Source organism: Alcaligenes ammonioxydans, assembly GCF_019343455.1.
Lineage (GTDB): Bacteria > Pseudomonadota > Gammaproteobacteria > Burkholderiales > Burkholderiaceae_B > Alcaligenes > Alcaligenes ammonioxydans.
In genome coordinates this window covers 2,942,458-2,959,773 of sequence record NZ_CP049362.1, presented here as the reverse complement: position 1 = coordinate 2,959,773, position 17,316 = coordinate 2,942,458, and the positions used below count along the sequence as shown (strand labels likewise).

The following is a 17,316-nucleotide window of genomic DNA, read 5'->3' as shown; positions in this document are numbered from 1 at the left end:
GCAGGGGCCGCCTGAGGCCCCGGCGTCAGGCCGGGGCGCGTTCACGACCGATTTCTTCCTGCAGCCACTGCCGAAACGCGAGCAGGGGGGGATAGTCACCGCGTCCCGCTGGACATGCCAGGTAATAGGCTTCCGTATTCGTGCAGGGCGAGTCCAGCGCCAGAACCAGATCACCCCGCTCCAGCTCCTGCTTGAACAGGAAGGTGGGCAGCAGCGCAATCCCAAGGCCGGAAATGGCGGCTTGCGTAATCAGTGCAAACTGGTCAAGCAACATGCCGTGAATACGCACGTTTTCCACGCCGTTGGCGCCGAACCAGCGCTCCCACGCATCTGGCCGCGAAACCAGATGCAGCAAGGGGGCCTTGAGCAAATCCGCGGCCGTCTCAAACCGATAGTGCTCGCGCATGCCGACGCTACAGGCCGGCACCACCGTTTCTGACATCAGAAAATCCAGATGGGCTCCCGGCCAGTCGGGCAGGCCGTAATGGATGGCGGCATCCACATGTTCCATTTGAAAGTCAAAGGGCTGCAGGCGCGTGAGCAGATTGATGGTGATGCCCGGGTGCGTGGCAAGAAACGCTGGCAATCGGGGGGCAAGCCAGCGTGTGCCGAACGTTGGCAAGATCGCCAGATTCAGTGTTCCGCCGTGGGGATTGGCTTTGAATCCCAAGGTGGCATTGGCAATACGCCGCAGTGCATCGCTTAGTTCCTGGGCGTAGGTACTGCCAGCCTGGGTCAGACGAACGGTTTGGCGTTCTCTGATGAAAAGGTCCGCGCCCAGTATTTCCTCCAGTAGCCGGATCTGCCGGCTGACCGCGCTTTGGGTCAGACTCAGCTCGCCTGCCGCGGCTGTGAAACTGCCCAGGCGTGCAGCAGCCTCAAAGGCCACCAGGACGTGCATGGGGGGAAGAAAGCGCTTGGGAATGGACATACCGGCTAGCTAAGGGAAAACGTTGAGTCATTCTATTCAGGAATGACTTGAGTTGGAATTATCGTTTGACCCCTCTTGTCCCCGCTCACAGAATGATGTGCAAGATAGCCGACTATTTCAGGCTTATAGGATTATGGGCTGCCGCGGACTGCGATGTGAAATAGCGCATGCCGGTAAGCGGGAGTGATTCACTCATGGACTGACCTTGCTGTGTCGTCAGGTCAGGCAACTTGCTGGTGGTTTTATGGACACCTCTGTTTTTATATCCAAGGACGAAATCCGTTCCCGGTTCTCGCGTGCCATGTCGGCCATGTATCAGCAAGAGGTGCCGCAGTACGGTGCCTTGTTGAGCTTGGTGCGTGAGATCAACGCCGCCGTGCTCGAGCGGGAGCCGACGCTGGAGCGCGACTTGCGGCAGCACTCGGAGCTGACCCGCCTGGAGGTGGAGCGTCATGGTGCGATTCGGGTCGGAACAGCAGCGGAGCTCAAAGGGATTGCCCAGATTTTTGCGGTCATGGGCATGTATCCCGTGGCTTATTACGATCTGTCCGTGGCGGGGGTGCCGGTTCATTCCACCGCGTTTCGCCCTGTGGATGAGCACGCACTGCAGATCAACCCTTTTCGGGTATTTACCTCTTTGCTCAGGCTGGAACTGATCGAAGATGTGAGCCTGCGCCAACAGGCGGCCGCCATCTTGTCGCAGCGATCGATTTTTCCACCCGGGCTGTTGGAGCTGGCCGCGCAAGCCCAGGCGGCAGGGGGACTGACCGAGCCGCAGGCCAAGGAGTTTGTAACGGCGGCCACGGAGGTTTTTCGCTGGCATCGCCAAGCCACTGTTGATCAGGACACCTATCGCAAGTTCCATGCAGCGCACCGTCTGCTGGCCGATATTGTGTGCTTCAAGGGGCCGCACATCAATCACCTTACGCCCAGAACTCTGGACATTGACGCCGTACAAGAGGCGATGCCTCAACGGGGCATTCCCGCCAAAGAGTTGATCGAAGGCCCGCCGCGACGGCGCAACCCCATCCTGCTGCGTCAGACCAGCTTCAAGGCCTTGGAAGAGGAGATTGAGTTTGTCGGCCAGACGCGGGCCGGTTCCCATACCGCGCGCTTTGGCGAGATCGAGCAACGTGGTGTGGCCTTGACGCGGGCAGGCCGCGCACTTTACGACTCTTTGCTGATGCAGGCCAGAGAACTCGGGTCGCAAGCAAGGTCTACGCAGACGTACACCGAGCGTCTCCAGCATGTCTTTGCTCAGTTCCCGGATGACGAGCATGAGCTGTATGAACGTGGACTGGCTTTTTTCCGGTTTGAGCCACGGGACCCGGTTGTCTGGCAGCAAGAAGTGGCCGCTGGCCGGCCCTGGGACCTGCCTGATCTGGTCAAGCGCGGGGTGGTCGCACTAAGCCCGATTACGTACGAAGATTTTCTGCCGGTCAGCGCAGCGGGGATTTTTCAGTCCAACCTGGGTGATGCGGAGCAAAAAAACTATGTCTCGCAGGCGGCTCGCGCGGAATTTGAACGCAACCTGGGCAGTCCTGTGCTTGATGAGATTGATCTGTACCAGGCTGCTCAGACGCGCTCCGAGCAGGCGTTGCAGCAACGTTTTCTTGCGGAGTCAAAAGCATGAATGCGCACGAGCGCAGTCACGGCCTGTGGCAGGCTTCCGCGCCGCCCGCGCCGGCGTGTGAGCGCTTACAAGGCTCCGTTAAGGCCGATGTCGCCATTATGGGTGCGGGCTTTACCGGTTTGTCTGCTGCTTTGCATCTGGCGCAGGCCGGGGTTCGGGTCGTCGTGCTGGAAGGGGCGCAGATCGGTTTTGGGGGATCGGGACGAAACGTGGGTCTGGTCAATGCGGGCCTGTGGCTTGAACCGGAAACGCTGCTCAAGACAGTGGGCTCGCCTTACGGAGATCGCCTGCTGCATTTGTTAAGTGGGGCACCGGCGGCGGTGTATGAGCTGGTGGCCCAGCACCGGATGGATTGTCAGGCCGTGCAGGCCGGTACCTTGCATTGTGCGGTAGGGGCGGGTGGTCTACGCAATATCCGTGAGCGTTGGCGCCAATGGCAGCAGCTTGGGGCGCCAGTCGAGTTGCTCGATCAAATACAGGTGGCTGAGGCAACGGGAACCACCGCCTATGCGGGGGCCTTGCTGGATCGGCGTGCTGGCACGATTCAACCTTTGGCCTATGTTCGGGGTCTGGCGCGGGCCGCGATGCGAGCAGGGGCCCGCATCTATGAGCAAACTGCGGTCAGACGGGTTGAGGACGGCCGCACGCACTGGGTGCTGCAGACCGAGGATGGCCAGGTGCTGGCGCCGTGGGTGATTGTGGCGACCAATGCTTACACCAGTGATGTCTGGCCCGCCTTGCCTGCAGAATTGGTGCGTCTGCCGTATTTCAATGTGGCCACGCAACCCCTGGATGCCGCGCTGCGCGCCCAGATTCTGCCGGGAAAGCAGGGGGTCTGGGATACGCGTTCGGTTCTTTCTTCCTACCGTTTCGATCAGGCCGGACGCCTGGTTTTTGGCAGTGTGGGGGCATTGCGCGACCGTGGGCGCTCAGTGCACAAGGCCTGGGCACAACGTGCCTTGCGGCAGCTGTTTCCGGCCCTGAAGCAGGTGCAGTTTGATTATGAGTGGTATGGGTGGATAGGCATGACGTCGGATGCCGTGCCGCGTCTGCACCAGTTGGGGCGGCAGGTCTGGTCCTTTAGCGGCTATAACGGGCGAGGCATTGCCCCCGGCACGGTCTTTGGGCGCGAGCTGGCGAATTTGATCGTGGGGCGGAGCAAGGTGCAGGACTTGCCCCTGCCTGTGTCTGCGCTCAAACCGGTTTCATGCAAACCCTTGAAGGAGGCGGGCTATGAATACGGGGCGCAGTTGGCGCATTTTGTCGGTGCCCGCAGCCTGTCGGGACAGCGCCGATCTTGAGATTGTCGATCGTTCAGCCGATGACAAACCTTGGGTTACGCAGTGGCCTGCTGGCGATAGCGGCAGACCTGCCTGTCCCGAAGGCTGACGCTTTATGTTCAGGAAGGGGAGGGCTTTTGCAGGCCGATCTTCCGCACTTTTTTAGGGGGTACAAGCATGACTTACACAGCCACGGCGCATACCAGCGAACTCGCGCATTCCATTTTGGCCCGACTGGGCGTGACGACCGCTCTCGATTTCCAGCAGGGCATGTCGGTGCGCTCGCCTATTGATGGCAGCCAATTGGCCCAACTGCGACCTCACGGCAGCGAGGAGGTCAAAGAGGCCATTGCCCGTGCCCATCAGGCCTGGCAGACCTGGCGTACTGTCCCGGCTCCAGTACGAGGGGAGCTGGTCCGCCTGCTGGGTCAGGAGCTGCGGGCCGAAAAACACGCCTTGGGACAGTTGATTTCTCTGGAGGCCGGAAAAATCACGAGTGAGGGTCTGGGTGAAGTCCAGGAAATGATTGATATCTGCGATTTTGCCGTGGGACTGTCCCGACAGCTCTATGGTTTGACCATTGCTTCTGAACGGCCCGGTCACCGCATGATGGAAACCTGGCATCCCCTGGGCGTGGTCGGTGTGATTACGGCCTTCAATTTTCCGATGGCGGTGTGGGCCTGGAATACCGCTTTGGCACTGGTGTGTGGGGATGCCGTCGTTTGGAAACCCTCGGAGAAAACACCGTTGTCCGCTTTGGCTTGTCAGGCAGTCTTTGAGCGAGCCATGGCGCGTTTTCAAGACGGGCCCGCGCACCTGAGCCAGGTACTGATCGGTGGGCGCGAGCCGGGTGAGATCCTGGTGGATGATGCTCGGGTGGCGCTGGTGTCGGCCACCGGTAGCACACGCATGGGACGGGAGGTGGGCCCTCGTGTGGCGCGTCGTTTCGGTCGCGTTCTGCTGGAGCTGGGTGGCAATAACGCGGTTATCGTCACGCCTAATGCGGATCTGGATCTGGCGGTGCGAGGCATTGTTTTTGCGGCTGTGGGTACGGCAGGGCAACGCTGTACCAGTACACGACGTTTGATTGTGCATCGCAGTATCAGTGATCAACTGGTCGAACGCCTCAAACAGGTCTATGGCCGGCTCCGGATCGGTAATCCCTTGCAGGAGGGAACGCTGCTGGGACCGCTGGTCGATCAGGCCGCTTTTGAGGCGATGCAGGCGGCCTTGGAGGCAGCCCGCGCACAGGGCGGGCGGGTTACGGGTGGGGAGCGAGTGTTGCAGGACGAGTTTCCCTCAGCGTATTACGTCAGGCCTGCCATCGTGGAAATGGATAGGCAGACCGACACGGTCCGGCAGGAAACCTTTGCGCCCATTTTGTATGTGCTGCGCTATGAGGAGCTGTCCGAGGCGCTGGCCCTGCAAAACGATGTGCCACAAGGTTTGTCGTCCGCGATTTTCAGTAATGACTTGCGTGAAACCGAGGCGTTTCTCTCGGCCAGTGGTTCTGACTGTGGTATTGCCAACGTCAATATCGGGACTTCGGGAGCCGAGATTGGTGGTGCTTTTGGCGGTGACAAGGAAACCGGCGGGGGCCGTGAGTCCGGCTCCGATGCCTGGCGCGCTTACATGCGCCGGGCGACCAACACCATCAACTATTCACGGGAACTGCCGTTGGCGCAAGGCGTGAAGTTCGACCTCTGACCCTGTTCGAGTGCTCAGAAAGACGGCCCTGACCGCTGATCGGCAGGGCCTGCGACCCGCACAGGGTGGTGCTCATGGATAAGAGGTGCCCCTGATCGGCCAAGCCTATCGCAAGGGCATCTCAGGCGGGCTCGGCTGGTGCCGCCATGAAATAAAAAAGCGAGGAGACAAGAATGACTATGCCTGATCAGGCAGGTCGGGGCGCGCTCGCGCACGGCCTGAACTCAAGACAGATGTCCATGATTTCGATTGCGGGGATTATCGGCGCTGGACTTTTTATTGGCTCCGCCAATGCCATCGCGAAAACCGGACCCGCGGCGGTATTGTCTTACATATTGACGGGAGCCCTGGTGCTGCTAGTGATGCGCATGCTGGGCGAGATGGCCGTGGCCAACCCGGACAGCGGTTCATTCTCCACCTATGCCGCGCGGGCGATCGGGCCGTGGGCGGGCTTTTCCATTGGCTGGTTGTACTGGTGGTTCTGGGGGTTGATTATTCCGGTCGAGGCCATTGCCGGTGCCGACATCCTGCATCAATGGATGCCGGATATACCCTCGTGGGTGTTTTCGATTGTCATTATGGTTGCCTTGTCGGCGACCAATCTGTTTAGCGTCAAGAATTTTGGCGAGTTTGAATTCTGGTTCGCCTTGATCAAGGTGTTGGCAATCATTGTGTTTATTGTGGCTTGCCTGTGCGCCCTGACCGGTTTTTGGCCGTGGGTCGAGGGGGGCAAGGTACCCATGGTTCCCGTGTTCAGCAACTTCGCGCCGCAGGGCATGGGGGCGGTGCTGGCAGGTATTTTGATTACGATGTTTTCATTTTTTGGGGCGGAAATTGTGACGATTGCCGCAGCCGAAACGGATAAGCCTCAGGAAAAAATACGTAAGGCGACTAACCTGGTGGTCTACCGAATCTCCTTGTTTTATGTGCTGTCGATTTCCTTGATTGTCTTGATTGTGGGGTATGACGATCCCAGGCTCCCGCAGGTGGGTTCATTTCAGCGTACCTTGGAAGTGTTGCAACTGCCCCAGGCCAAATTGCTGGTGGATGTGGTGGTCTTGATCGCCGTGACCTCCTGCATGAATTCCGGCCTGTATACGGCCTCTCGAATGATCTATTCCCTGTCCGTCCGTGGCGACGCTCCGGCTTGTATTGCCCGGGTTTCGCCCAAAGGTGTCCCTTATAACGCGGTGCTTGTCTCGACCTTGGCCGGCTTTGCAGGGTGTTTGGTGAACTACCTCTTGCCCGGCCAGGTATTTTCCTTCTTGCTCTCGACCACCGGGGCCATCGCCTTGCTGGTCTATCTGGTGATTGCAGTGTCCCAGCTATTGTCGCGGCGCGAAGCGGAAAAAAAAGGCATAGACCTGCCCTTCAAGATGTGGCTTTTTCCCTGGCTGACCTATTTGTCCATCATCCTGATCCTGGCGGTGCTGGTGTATATGGCGATGGTGGAGGCCTACCGTTACCAGTTGGCCATGACTTTAGGGGTCAGCGCCTGCATTGTGCTGGCGGCGTTTATCAGGCTTCGACGTGGTGCCCGCCAGGCTGGGCAGATGCGGCAGGGATGGTCCTTGTAACCTCAGGCACGCAATGCGGCAGGCACAGGTCCTGCCGCACAGCGGATGTCATGCAGCCTTTTGAACGAGTCCGGCAGCGACGGTCTGGTTGGTGCTGGGGTCGATCAAGATGAAAGAGCCCGTGCTGGAATGATCCTGATAGTCGTCCAGCACCAGCGGGTCCCGACTGACCAGACTGACGCGGCCAATATCATTCAAGGACAGGGTGTCGGCTGCCTGCTGCTCTTGCAGGCTGTGTACGTCGCGCAAGGCATGTACCGCCTGCACCTTGGCCTGCGTCAGCCGTGTTCCCTGTTTGAGCCAGTAGGAACGGGAGGTGTTGAGAGCCTGCTCGTCCAGCCAACATAGCTGTGCATCAAATCGTTTGCTGGTGCTAACGGGATCGTGGGCCAATGTGAATAAATCGCCGCGCGAAATATCCAGTTCTCGATCCAGCACCACAGTGACGGCGTCTCCGTCGCTGACCTGGATCTGCTCCTGGCCCGCGCGAAAGAGCTGGGTGATAAGTGCGGTTTTGGCGCTGGGCCATACCTGAACGCTATCACCCACCTGCAGGCGGCCACCGCTGAGCTGACCAGCATAGCCCCGAAAGCCATCGGCGCTGCTGCCACCATGACGCGCCACCCATTGCACAAACAAACGGGCAGGGCGCTGAATGTTCTCGCGCAGATCCAGCGATTCGAGCAAAGGCAGCAGGGGCAAGCCTTGATACCAAGGTGTGTGCGGCGATGCCTGGGTGATGTTCTCGCCTTTCAGGGCCGAGAGCGGAATGATATGGAAGTGTTCGATACCCAGCTGCGTGGCCAACTGGCGGTAGGCTTGATGGATGCGCTCGAACACGGCTTGGTCCCAATCGACCAGGTCCATCTTGTTCACCGCCACCACGATATGACGCAGGCCCAGCAGTTTGGCAACGGTGCTGTGGCGCTTGGTCTGGGTCAGTAACTCTCCGTCTTTGGCGCGGTGCGCATCAATCAGGATGATGGCCGCCTGGGCGGTGGAGGCACCCGTAATCATGTTACGGGTGTATTGCTCGTGTCCCGGCGTGTCGGCCACGATGAACTTGCGTTTGGGCGTGGCAAAGTAGCGATAGGCCACATCAATGGTAATACCTTGTTCGCGCTCGGCCTCCAGGCCGTCAGTCAGCAAGGCCAGATCGGGTTCGGCATCGTCGCCGCGCTTGTACTTGGAGCGCTGAATAGCCGCAATCTGGTCGGCAAATACGCCCTGGCTGTCAACCAGCAGACGGCCAATCAGGGTGGATTTGCCGTCGTCCACGGAGCCAGCGGTAATCAGGCGCAGCACGCCCTGATCGGCAGCCTGCAGCCAGGCGTCATTGACGGTGTTCATTAGAAATATCCTTGTTTCTTGCGGTGTTCCATGGAGGCTTCGGAAGTCTGGTCATCCATGCGGGTGGCACCGCGCTCGGTAATGGTGGCCAAGGCGGTTTCAGCAATAATGTCCTGCACGGACGCGGCGGTAGAGAGTACGGGGCAGGTGCAGGAAATATCGCCTACGGTGCGAAAACGCACGTCGCGCCATGCGGAGGTCTCACCCTCCAGCAAGGGAGTCAGCGGGGTGATGGGAACGATCAGGCCCTGGCGCTCCACCACCTCACGGGAGTGGGTGTAGTAGATGGATGGCAGATCAATCGCCTCACGCTGGATGTATTGCCACACATCCAGCTCGGTCCAGTTGGAAATCGGGAAAACGCGCAGGTTCTCGCCTTTGTGGATGCGGGTGTTGAACAGGTGCCACAGCTCGGGGCGTTGCGCTTTGGGGTCCCATTGGCCGAATTCGTCGCGAAAGGACACGATGCGCTCTTTGGCGCGCGCTTTTTCTTCGTCACGGCGGGCACCACCGAAACAGGCATCAAAGCCAAATTCGGCAATGGCTTCCAGCAAGGTGACGGCTTGGGCACCGTTGCGGCTGGCGGTTTCGTTGCGCAGCACCACGGTGCCACGCGCGATGGACTCTTCCACGCTGCGCACAATCAGTTCGGCGTTCAGTTCAGCGGCGCGGCGATCTCGAAATTCGATGACTTCCGGATAGTTGTGGCCGGTGTCCACGTGCAACAAGGGAAACGGCAGTGGGCCGGGCGCAAAGGCTTTCTGGGCCAGTTGCAGCAGAACGGCCGAGTCCTTGCCGCCGGAGAACAGCAGCACGGGTTTTTCAGCTTCAGCTGCGATTTCGCGCAGAATGAAAATGGCTTCGGCTTCCAGCCAGTCCAGGTGAGTACGGGTAGAGAGTGGTTCGCCCATGGGGTTCCTTCAGGTGCTGACACGGGTATTCAGATTGCTGGCGTGCAGGCCGCATTCCAGGCTGTCGCGCTGTTCCCACCACCAGCGCCCGGCGCGCACGTCTTCACCGGGACGAATGGCGCGCGTACAGGGCTCGCAGCCTATGGAGGGGTAGCCCTGGTCGTGCAGTGGGTTGTAAGGGATGCTCAGTCCGCGGATCACGGCCCAGACATCGTCCTGCGTCCATTCGATCAAGGGGTTGAATTTCTGCAGCCCGAAGACGCTGTCGTATTCCTTGCGGGACAGCTCGGTGCGGCTGGCGGTCTGTTCGCGACGCTGGCCGGTGATCCAGGCCGATCGGCCTTGCAAGGCACGGCGCAGCGGTTCCACTTTGCGGATCGCGCAGCATTCTTTGCGCAGTTCCACGCTTTCGTAAAAAGCGTGTGTGCCATGCGTGGCGACGTGTTCCTGCACCCGGTCCGGGTCAGGGTGAAAAAACAGGATAGGGCGCTCGTAGTGTTGCTGGATGTCGCGCCCCAACTGCAAGGTCTCTGCGTGCAGACGACCGGTATCCAGGGTAACGGTTTCCAGCTCGGGGGTGTAGATGGACATGGCATGAAACAACACCATGTCTTCCGCGGCCAGGGAACTGGCCAGAACGGCATCAGCATGTTCGTGCGCGATGACTTGCAGATCGTCGCGCAGTTGTTTCCACAGCATCAGGGGCCGGGCGCTCAGGGCAAGCGCGGCAGGGGCTTGGGCGGGCATGATCGACTGTCCTTGTGGCAATACCAGTGCCGGCCCGGCTCAAAACGGAGTCACGTGGGCCGCGCTATTGCCTTACATGGTTCATGGGATGATGAGCCAGTGTGCTTGCGCGAGTCCACGCTGGGAACGAAGTATTAGTTAGGTGAATATGCCCCTGCTGTATTTAGCCGCCTTGTCATGGTGTTTTCAGGCGCGGCGGCTGGCGGCAATAATGGCGATGATGACGATGCACGAGAGCCAGGTCAGCAGATCCACACGTTCGCTCAACCATACGGCCGAGATGAGCACAGTCAGAAAAGGCTGGGCCAGTTGCACCTGTCCAATACGAGCGACCCCACCCAGGGCCATGGCCTTGTACCAGGGGAAAAACCCCAGCAAGGATGAAAACAGGGCCAGATAGAGCAGGGCCAGGACAGAGTGGGAAGAAGGCATCTCTGCCATGGGAAAGGCCAGCCACAGGGTGGCAGGAATGGTGAGCGGCAGGCTGGCCGCCAGGCACCAGCAAATAGTGCGCCAGCCACCCAGGGTTCGAGCCACACGGCCACCTTCGGCATAGCCCACGCCAGACATGAAGACGGCCAGGGCCAGCCAGATATCGCCGGTTTGCAGGGCGCCTTCACCAATATAGAAAGCATAGAGTAGAACCAGTACGGCACCCAGCAGGCTCAACATCCAGAAGCGGCGGCTCAAGGGGTCTCCGCTGCGGGCAGAGGCAACAATGGCGGTCGCCAAAGGAATCAGCCCGCTTAACACGGCTCCGTGCGAAGACGGCACTGTCTGCATGGCAATCGAGGAAAACACGGGCCAGCCTACGATCACACCGGTACAGGACAGGGCGATGCCGCGCCATTCCGACGCAGTGGGGCGACGGCTGCGGGTGGCCAGCAAAATGATGGCCGCAAACACCCCGGCGATACTGGCTCGTGCCATTCCGATCAGCCAGGGATCAAAGCTTTGCACAGCCAGCCGCGTCATGGGCAAGGTAAAGGCAAAGACGGTAACGCCGATAAAGGCGTAGAGGTAGGTCAGCAAGGCGGGAGCGGCAGTGGGCATGGGAAGGCTGGTGCTGCGGTTCATGAATATCACCACGGTCAGGAAATAGGTTTATCACAACATTGAGCTTAAAATAAACAGCCAATACAGTGGCGGTACAGTTTGGCGATCGGTAACTAGACTGTACTGCTCAGGCAGGCGTTACAGTCAGCACTCTTTCGAAAGGTCGGCACGATGGAATGGATGGATTGGGAGCCCGTACGCGGTTCGGATGTCACGCTCAGCGATCAATTGGTTGCGTGGGTGCAGCAGGCCTTACATTTGCGATATCGGGGCGGTAGCCGTCTACCCTCGGTGCGCCGACTGGCGCAGTCCACCGGGGTCAGTCCTCACACTGTGGTGGCGGCCTACGAGAAGTTGATGGCTTTGGGTTTGGTGGAGTCGCGGCCCGGTTCTGGCTTTTTTGTACGGGTGCTCAGTCCACGGCGCTTGCGCTCGGAGTCCTTGCAGGTACAGAAAAAAGAGCCGTGCAAAATCGATGTCAACTGGATGCTCAACAGCTTTATGGGCAATAGCGACAACGCGGGCATTCCGCGCCAGTGGCTCGATAACGACATGATCCTGGCAGCCTTGCGGCAAGTCAGTCGCAGTGCGGGTTCCAGTTTGCTGGGGTATGGCCATTCTCACGGCTACCGGCCCTTGCGGCAGCATATCGCGGGGCAGCTCGAAGACAGTGGCATACCGGCAGACCCCGACACGCAGCTTTTATTGTGCAGTGGTGTGACGCAGGCATTGGACCTGCTATTGCGTCATTGGCTGCGACCTGGCGATGCCGTGGTGGTCGAGGACCCTGCCTGGTATTTGCTCTTTGCCCGTCTGGCAGTCGTGGATGTGCGCGTGCTCAGTGTGCCGCGCCGGGCGGACGGCCCTGATCTGGCTGTACTGGAACAATTGGCGCACGACCATCGCCCCCGGCTGGTTATTTTGAATACCGTCGTGCACAACCCTACCGGCTTTAGCCTGAGCCCGGCGGTTGCGCACGGTATTTTGACCTTGGCGCAGACCTGGGATTTTCACATCATTGAGGACGATACCTATAGCGAGTTGCACGCCCACCCCGCGTGCCGTCTGGCTCAGCTCGATCAGCTCAAGCGGGTCACCTTGGTAGGAGGGTATTCCAAGGTCATGGCCGCAGGGTTGCGGGTGGCCTATATGGCGGCCGCCCCCGAGTTGCTGCGGTCGCTGGTGAATCTGAAGATGCTGGCGGGTCTGACCTCGCCCGAATTGAGTGAGCGCGTGATCCACCGGGTGTTGGTAGACGGGCCCTATCGTAAACATCTGGACCGGCTGCGTCGTTATGCCGACGCTGACCGGCAGCGCACGCTTGAACAATTGGCTCAGTTGGGCCTGACACCGGATGCTCCCGCGCAGGCGGGCATGTTTGTCTGGGTGAATACAGGGGTGGATACGGAAAGCCTGGTGCGCGCGTTGGGGCGCCCCGGTCACTTGCTCGTTCCCGGGGCCTTGTTTTCTCCGCAGCAGCAACCATCTACTTATATGCGCATCAACGTCTCCTTGGGCGACGATGCCCCTTTTTGGAGCGATTTTGCCAGTTGTTTGGCCACGGCAAGGCGGATCGCGACGAGCGTGCCGAACGCAGAAGCCTTATAGCTTGAGTGCTGATAGTTGCACTGTCATCTGTCTCTGTTAGCATAAGTCTGTGCGCTGCATAGAAAGAAATTTTTATGCGACGTGCGATAGCTAATAGCAATGAGCGTTATTGCATTAATCAATTTTACTAATCGACAGGGGCTTCCTATAATGGCTTTACTGTCAATGATTAATCACTCACCGGAGCAAATATGTCTTTGATCAACACCGTCATCAAACCTTTTAAAGCAACCGCTTTTCACAACGGCAAATTTATCGAAGTCAGCAACGAAACCGTTGCCGGTAAGTGGGCTGTTTTTGTTTTCTACCCAGCCGACTTTACCTTTGTTTGCCCAACCGAACTGGAAGATCTGGCCGATCATTACGCCGAATTCCAAAAAATGGGCGTAGAGGTCTACTCCGTGTCCACCGACACCCACTTTGCTCACAAAGCATGGCACGACACCTCCGAAGCCATCGGCAAAGTGAACTACCCCATGATTGGTGACCCCACTCATCAACTGTCGCGCAACTTTGGCGTGCTGATTGAGGAAGAAGGTATTGCTCTGCGTGGCACGTTCGTGGTGAACCCAGAAGGCGAAATCAAGGTTCTGGAAATCCACGACAACGGTATCGGCCGTGTGGCTTCCGAGCTGCTGCGCAAAGTGAAAGCTGCTCAGTACATCGCCGCTCACCCCGGTGAAGTTTGCCCAGCCAAGTGGGAAGAAGGCGCCAAGACGCTGACTCCTTCCCTGGACCTGGTTGGCAAGATCTAAGACTGTTTAAACACGAGTCTTGAGTGGTGGTCGGCGCGCTGCGCCGCCACCCCGGTGCCTGACCGGTTCAGGCACCCTATGTTGTTTCGTTCAGTACAGGATAAAGGGCGTATCACATGTTAGATGCAAACATCAAAACTCAATTGAAGGCATACCTCGAGAAGATCACGCAACCGATCGAGATCGTTGCGTCGCTGGATACTGGCGCCAAGTCCGTCGAGCTGCGCGAACTGTTGCAAGAAATTGATGGTCTGTCCGACAAGACCAGCTATCGTGAAGATGCGGATGCGCAAGAGCGCAAGCCTTCCTTCCAGATCAACCGTCCCGGTACCGACATTAGCGTGAGCTTTGCGGGTATTCCGATGGGACACGAATTTACCTCTTTGATCCTGGCCCTGCTGCAAGTCGGTGGTCACGAGATCAAACTGGATGCCGCTGTGATTGAGCAGATCCGTAATCTGCCCGGCGACTTTGTGTTTGAAACCTATTTCTCGCTGTCGTGCCAGAACTGTCCTGACGTGGTTCAGGCTCTGAACGCCATGTCCGTGATCAACCCACGTATCAAGCACGTGGCAATTGATGGCGCCCTGTTCCAGGACGAAGTCCAACAGCGCAACATCATGTCGGTTCCGGCCGTGTTCCTGAATGGTGAAATGTTCCACCAGGGGCGTGCCAGTGCCGAGGAATTGCTGGCCAAGCTGGATACGGGTGATAACTCGGCTCGTGCCGAAGCCTTGAATGCCAAGGACGAATTTGATGTGCTGATTGTGGGTGGTGGACCCGCCGGTGCAGCCGCTGCCGTGTATGCCGCTCGCAAGGGAATCCGCACGGGTGTGCTGGCCGAGCGTTTTGGCGGTCAGGTGCTCGATACCATGTCGATCGAGAACTACATCTCGGTTGTCGAAACCAATGGCCCTGCATTTGCGACCGCGCTGGAGCAACACGTTAAAACGTACGACGTGGACATCATGAATCTGCACCGTGCCCAGGGCATTCGTCGTGAAGGCAAGCAGATTGTGGTGGATGTCGATGGCGGCGCTCAACTCAAGGCCAAGTCTGTCATTTTGGCGACAGGTGCGCGCTGGCGTGAACTGAACGTGCCTGGTGAACAGGATTACCGTAACCGTGGCGTGGCGTACTGCCCGCACTGTGATGGTCCTTTGTTCAAGGGCAAGGATGTGGCAGTGGTGGGCGGCGGTAATTCCGGCGTTGAAGCTGCGATTGACCTGGCCGGTCTGGTCAAGCATGTCACCCTGATCGAGTTTGGCGATGCCTTGCGCGCTGACCAGGTCTTGCAGAACAAGTTGCGCAGCCTGCCTAACGTAACCATCATCATGCAGGCTCAGACTACGGAAGTGCTGGGTGATGGCACCAAGGTGGTCGGTTTGAACTACCTGGATCGTGCGACTCAGCAAGCCAAGAGCCTGAAGCTGGATGGCGTGTTTGTTCAGATTGGCCTGGTGCCCAACACGGAATGGCTCAAAGGTAGCGATGTGGCCTTGTCGCGCCACGGCGAGATCGAGGTCGATGTACGCGGTGCCACGTCATTGGCGGGCGTATTTGCCGCCGGGGACGTGACAACAGTGCCGTACAAACAGATCGTGATTGCTGCCGGTGAGGGTGCCAAAGCGGCTTTGAGCGCTTTTGATTACCTGATCCGCAGTTCGGCCGAGCTTGAAGCGCCAGTGGTAGAAAACGCAACGGCTTAAGTCTTTCTGATTATTGGACTGGCTGGTGCAAGAGGGTCGCCCTGTTTGGGGCGGCCCTTTTTTTATGCAGTTCTTTTGGCAACGCCTGCTCTTGGGTAGGCGCTTTGCATCGCTATGGCTTGTATTGGCGTGGACATGTGCAAAGCGGGTCGAATGAGAGGCGATTGTGCCCCTCTTGCAAAGCCTGCCTGAAAGTCCAGGCTGGCCCTGTGTGAGGCGGTAAGGTTTCTCAGCATGCAAGCCCAGGGACGTGTGTGGGAACGCTCGTCAGATGGTTTGCTGCGGGAGCACGGGTCGGCCCGAATGATGTGGAGTCTCGGATAGCGATTTGAGACGAACGGGCAGCTTGCCATTGGTTTATTTTTGCTATGATGCTTTTCTGTCACAGGACATAATCGAGGTTTGCTTGGTTCCCTTCTGAGGCCTTGACTCGGGGAGTGGGCCTGAGCCCTGATCCCTGGGACGTGGTGTTCCGGCTTAAGGCTTAGCGGGTCAGGCCGGTACGACGGCGAGTTTTCCCATGCATCGAGACTCTTACACATAAAGGACGTTCAATGATCAAGGTCACACTCTTTCATGATGGCTGTAATATTTGCTTGGATATTAATACGCTGCTGAGCCAGATCTTTTCCACGCCTGCCCATCACTATCAGGCGTTCAATCTCTCGGAGCAGAAGGAGTGTGTTGCGGATGCACTTGCTGCTGGTGTCACCCGGCTGCCGTCCTTATTGATCGATGGTCGGGTGTTGAGACTGGACGATCATTCACCCATTGAGCACTATGTGAAATAGAGTCGATTGACGCTGACGGTAAGCGTCTGCGCAAGGCTGCGCTTACCCGGTCTGCTAAGGGCATGAGTCTTTCCAAACCTTGCGTAAGCGCCGGCTCCGCCCCGTGGCTTGCTGAGACTGGCTGTCTGGTACGGAGCGGAGCATTCACGCTCAACGTCGTCTGTGTTGCGACCCGGGTACACCGTCGATGACGAGCAGACAGGTAAAGCGCTGTCTCGGCAATCGAGGAGGGGGGCGATCCCCCTTTCTAATGATTAATCACCCTCCAGCTCCGGCCAGTTTCCACCCAGCACATCGCTGCAAACTTGCAGCCAGGCCCTGGCCGCCTGCGACAGATAGCGCCCATTCCAGAGCAGAGCCACTTCCCAGTTCAGTCCAGGCTCCACAACCTCTTTGGCAAGCCAATCGCCCGGTTCCAGCCGGGACAGGAATGGCTGGGGTAACAAGGCCACTCCCATGCCCGCTTGCGCCATGGACGCGACCCAATCCCATTGATTGCTCTGCGCAGCGATATTGATTTGCAAGCCCGCGTGGGCAAAGGCGCGCCGCAGCATGCGGGTCAGGGCGTAGTCTTCGCCCAGAAAAATCAAAGGATGCTTTTCCAGCTCCCGCAGTTTGATGGTTTTTTGTCCAGCGGGCAGCGTGTCTTTATGGCCAATCGCCCAGACCGCATGCTTGGCCACCGGTGTAGCCGACACATTTAACTCGGGTCCCAGGGGCAAAATGCTCAACCCCATTTCGACTGTGCCCGCGGCAACCATGCGCTCAATTCCCATGCCGGTCTCCTCGTGCAAAATAAGCTCGATGCGTGGGTGCCGATTCTTGAACGTCTTGAGCACTTCTGTAAACAGCACATTAATCATGGGCGGAATGCCCAGATCCAGACGGCCACGCTGCAAAGCCTGCACTTCGTGCACCTCTCGCAGCAGTCCCTGCATGCTCTGCAATACCTCCTGCCCGCGCTCCAGCACCACTTTGCCGCAATCGGTCAGCTGCAGGTGCCGGTGATCGCGGATCAGCAAGGGTTCCCCCAGCTCATCTTCCAGTTGTCTCACCATCTTGCTGATGGTTGACTGCGTCACGTTCAGGCTCTGCGCTGCCTGTGTAAAGCTTTGATGTTTAACGGTTTCAATGAAGTATCTTAAGGACCGGATGTCCATGTTCAATGTCCTTTTTTCTATGAATTTTACGACTTTTGTGCAGTTATTTTATTCATTATGGCGATGCTATGCTGGCTTTGTTCAAAAAACATAAACGCCTG

The 17,316-nt window shown here is 58.4% G+C and carries 14 protein-coding genes; 8 read left to right on the top strand and 6 right to left on the bottom strand.

The features are described from left to right. Positions 1–25: 25 nt before the first annotated feature. Positions 26–931: a LysR substrate-binding domain-containing protein gene (locus FE795_RS13605; protein WP_003802334.1), complete on the bottom strand. Its 906-nt coding sequence runs from the start codon at positions 929–931 to the stop codon at positions 26–28. A 244-nt stretch (positions 932–1,175) separates the two neighbouring features. Here FE795_RS13605 and hglS point away from each other — a divergent pair, with 244 nt between their 5' ends. From hglS to FE795_RS13585, 4 genes are all read left to right on the top strand, one after another. Then, entirely contained in the window at positions 1,176–2,564 is a 1,389-nt protein-coding gene (gene hglS / locus FE795_RS13600; RefSeq protein WP_131070854.1) for a 2-oxoadipate dioxygenase/decarboxylase HglS, read from the top strand. Further along, positions 2,561–3,865, top strand: a complete 1,305-nt coding sequence (locus FE795_RS13595) for an NAD(P)/FAD-dependent oxidoreductase (protein WP_131070853.1) — start codon at positions 2,561–2,563, stop codon at positions 3,863–3,865. Before hglS ends, FE795_RS13595 begins: the two co-directional genes overlap by 4 nt. Before the next feature lie 156 nt (positions 3,866–4,021). After that, positions 4,022–5,551: an L-piperidine-6-carboxylate dehydrogenase gene (gene amaB, locus FE795_RS13590; protein WP_131070852.1), complete on the top strand. Its 1,530-nt coding sequence runs from the start codon at positions 4,022–4,024 to the stop codon at positions 5,549–5,551. Positions 5,552–5,724: 173 nt separating this feature from the next. Beyond that, positions 5,725–7,128 carry an amino acid permease gene (locus FE795_RS13585; protein ID WP_131070851.1) on the top strand — a complete coding sequence of 468 codons (1,404 nt, stop codon included), beginning with the start codon at positions 5,725–5,727 and terminating at the stop codon, positions 7,126–7,128. Between the two features lie 48 nt (positions 7,129–7,176). On the opposite strand, the gene FE795_RS13580 is transcribed toward FE795_RS13585, so the two are convergent. The 4 genes from FE795_RS13580 to FE795_RS13565 all read right to left on the bottom strand — a co-directional run bounded on the left by FE795_RS13580 (position 7,177) and on the right by FE795_RS13565 (position 11,213). Next, complete coding sequence (locus FE795_RS13580; protein WP_131070850.1) at positions 7,177–8,478, bottom strand: sulfate adenylyltransferase subunit 1; 1,302 nt, start codon at positions 8,476–8,478, stop codon at positions 7,177–7,179. After that, positions 8,478–9,389 (bottom strand): sulfate adenylyltransferase subunit CysD, encoded by a 912-nt coding sequence (gene cysD, locus FE795_RS13575; RefSeq protein WP_059318309.1) that lies wholly within the window; start codon positions 9,387–9,389, stop codon positions 8,478–8,480. Before cysD ends, FE795_RS13580 begins: the two co-directional genes overlap by 1 nt. A gap of 9 nt (positions 9,390–9,398) precedes the next feature. After that, entirely contained in the window at positions 9,399–10,136 is a 738-nt protein-coding gene (locus tag FE795_RS13570) for a phosphoadenylyl-sulfate reductase (RefSeq protein WP_131070849.1), read from the bottom strand. A gap of 186 nt (positions 10,137–10,322) precedes the next feature. Beyond that, positions 10,323–11,213: a DMT family transporter gene (locus tag FE795_RS13565; protein WP_003802320.1), complete on the bottom strand. Its 891-nt coding sequence runs from the start codon at positions 11,211–11,213 to the stop codon at positions 10,323–10,325. Between the two features lie 150 nt (positions 11,214–11,363). On the opposite strand from FE795_RS13565, the gene FE795_RS13560 reads away from it, so the two are divergent. The 4 genes from FE795_RS13560 to FE795_RS13545 all read left to right on the top strand — a co-directional run bounded on the left by FE795_RS13560 (position 11,364) and on the right by FE795_RS13545 (position 16,055). Further along, the gene (locus FE795_RS13560) at positions 11,364–12,800 is read left to right on the top strand and encodes an aminotransferase-like domain-containing protein (RefSeq protein ID WP_230406196.1); all 1,437 of its coding nucleotides are present in this window, start codon (positions 11,364–11,366) and stop codon (positions 12,798–12,800) included. 191 nt (positions 12,801–12,991) lie between these two features. Next, positions 12,992–13,555 (top strand): alkyl hydroperoxide reductase subunit C, encoded by a 564-nt coding sequence (gene ahpC, locus FE795_RS13555; RefSeq protein WP_003802317.1) that lies wholly within the window; start codon positions 12,992–12,994, stop codon positions 13,553–13,555. Between the two features lie 116 nt (positions 13,556–13,671). Beyond that, positions 13,672–15,264 (top strand): alkyl hydroperoxide reductase subunit F, encoded by a 1,593-nt coding sequence (gene ahpF, locus FE795_RS13550; RefSeq protein ID WP_003802315.1) that lies wholly within the window; start codon positions 13,672–13,674, stop codon positions 15,262–15,264. A 554-nt stretch (positions 15,265–15,818) separates the two neighbouring features. Next, positions 15,819–16,055, top strand: a complete 237-nt coding sequence (locus FE795_RS13545) for a hypothetical protein (protein WP_003802313.1) — start codon at positions 15,819–15,821, stop codon at positions 16,053–16,055. Positions 16,056–16,309: 254 nt separating this feature from the next. Here FE795_RS13545 and FE795_RS13540 read toward each other — a convergent pair whose 3' ends face one another. Next, positions 16,310–17,215, bottom strand: coding sequence for a LysR family transcriptional regulator (locus FE795_RS13540; RefSeq protein WP_131070848.1), 906 nt, complete (start codon positions 17,213–17,215; stop codon positions 16,310–16,312). Positions 17,216–17,316: the final 101 nt, after the last annotated feature.

What these genes read in the sequence shown, in the direction of transcription:
- FE795_RS13605 (WP_003802334.1), bottom strand. Translation starts at nt 931, where the DNA reads ATGTCCATTCCCAAGCGCTTTCTTCCCCCCATGCACGTCCTGGTGGCC.
- hglS (WP_131070854.1), top strand. Translation starts at nt 1,176, where the DNA reads ATGGACACCTCTGTTTTTATATCCAAGGACGAAATCCGTTCCCGGTTC.
- FE795_RS13595 (WP_131070853.1), top strand. Translation starts at nt 2,561, where the DNA reads ATGAATGCGCACGAGCGCAGTCACGGCCTGTGGCAGGCTTCCGCGCCG.
- amaB (WP_131070852.1), top strand. Translation starts at nt 4,022, where the DNA reads ATGACTTACACAGCCACGGCGCATACCAGCGAACTCGCGCATTCCATT.
- FE795_RS13585 (WP_131070851.1), top strand. Translation starts at nt 5,725, where the DNA reads ATGACTATGCCTGATCAGGCAGGTCGGGGCGCGCTCGCGCACGGCCTG.
- FE795_RS13580 (WP_131070850.1), bottom strand. Translation starts at nt 8,478, where the DNA reads ATGAACACCGTCAATGACGCCTGGCTGCAGGCTGCCGATCAGGGCGTG.
- cysD (WP_059318309.1), bottom strand. Translation starts at nt 9,389, where the DNA reads ATGGGCGAACCACTCTCTACCCGTACTCACCTGGACTGGCTGGAAGCC.
- FE795_RS13570 (WP_131070849.1), bottom strand. Translation starts at nt 10,136, where the DNA reads ATGCCCGCCCAAGCCCCTGCCGCGCTTGCCCTGAGCGCCCGGCCCCTG.
- FE795_RS13565 (WP_003802320.1), bottom strand. Translation starts at nt 11,213, where the DNA reads ATGAACCGCAGCACCAGCCTTCCCATGCCCACTGCCGCTCCCGCCTTG.
- FE795_RS13560 (WP_230406196.1), top strand. Translation starts at nt 11,364, where the DNA reads ATGGAATGGATGGATTGGGAGCCCGTACGCGGTTCGGATGTCACGCTC.
- ahpC (WP_003802317.1), top strand. Translation starts at nt 12,992, where the DNA reads ATGTCTTTGATCAACACCGTCATCAAACCTTTTAAAGCAACCGCTTTT.
- ahpF (WP_003802315.1), top strand. Translation starts at nt 13,672, where the DNA reads ATGTTAGATGCAAACATCAAAACTCAATTGAAGGCATACCTCGAGAAG.
- FE795_RS13545 (WP_003802313.1), top strand. Translation starts at nt 15,819, where the DNA reads ATGATCAAGGTCACACTCTTTCATGATGGCTGTAATATTTGCTTGGAT.
- FE795_RS13540 (WP_131070848.1), bottom strand. Translation starts at nt 17,215, where the DNA reads ATGGACATCCGGTCCTTAAGATACTTCATTGAAACCGTTAAACATCAA.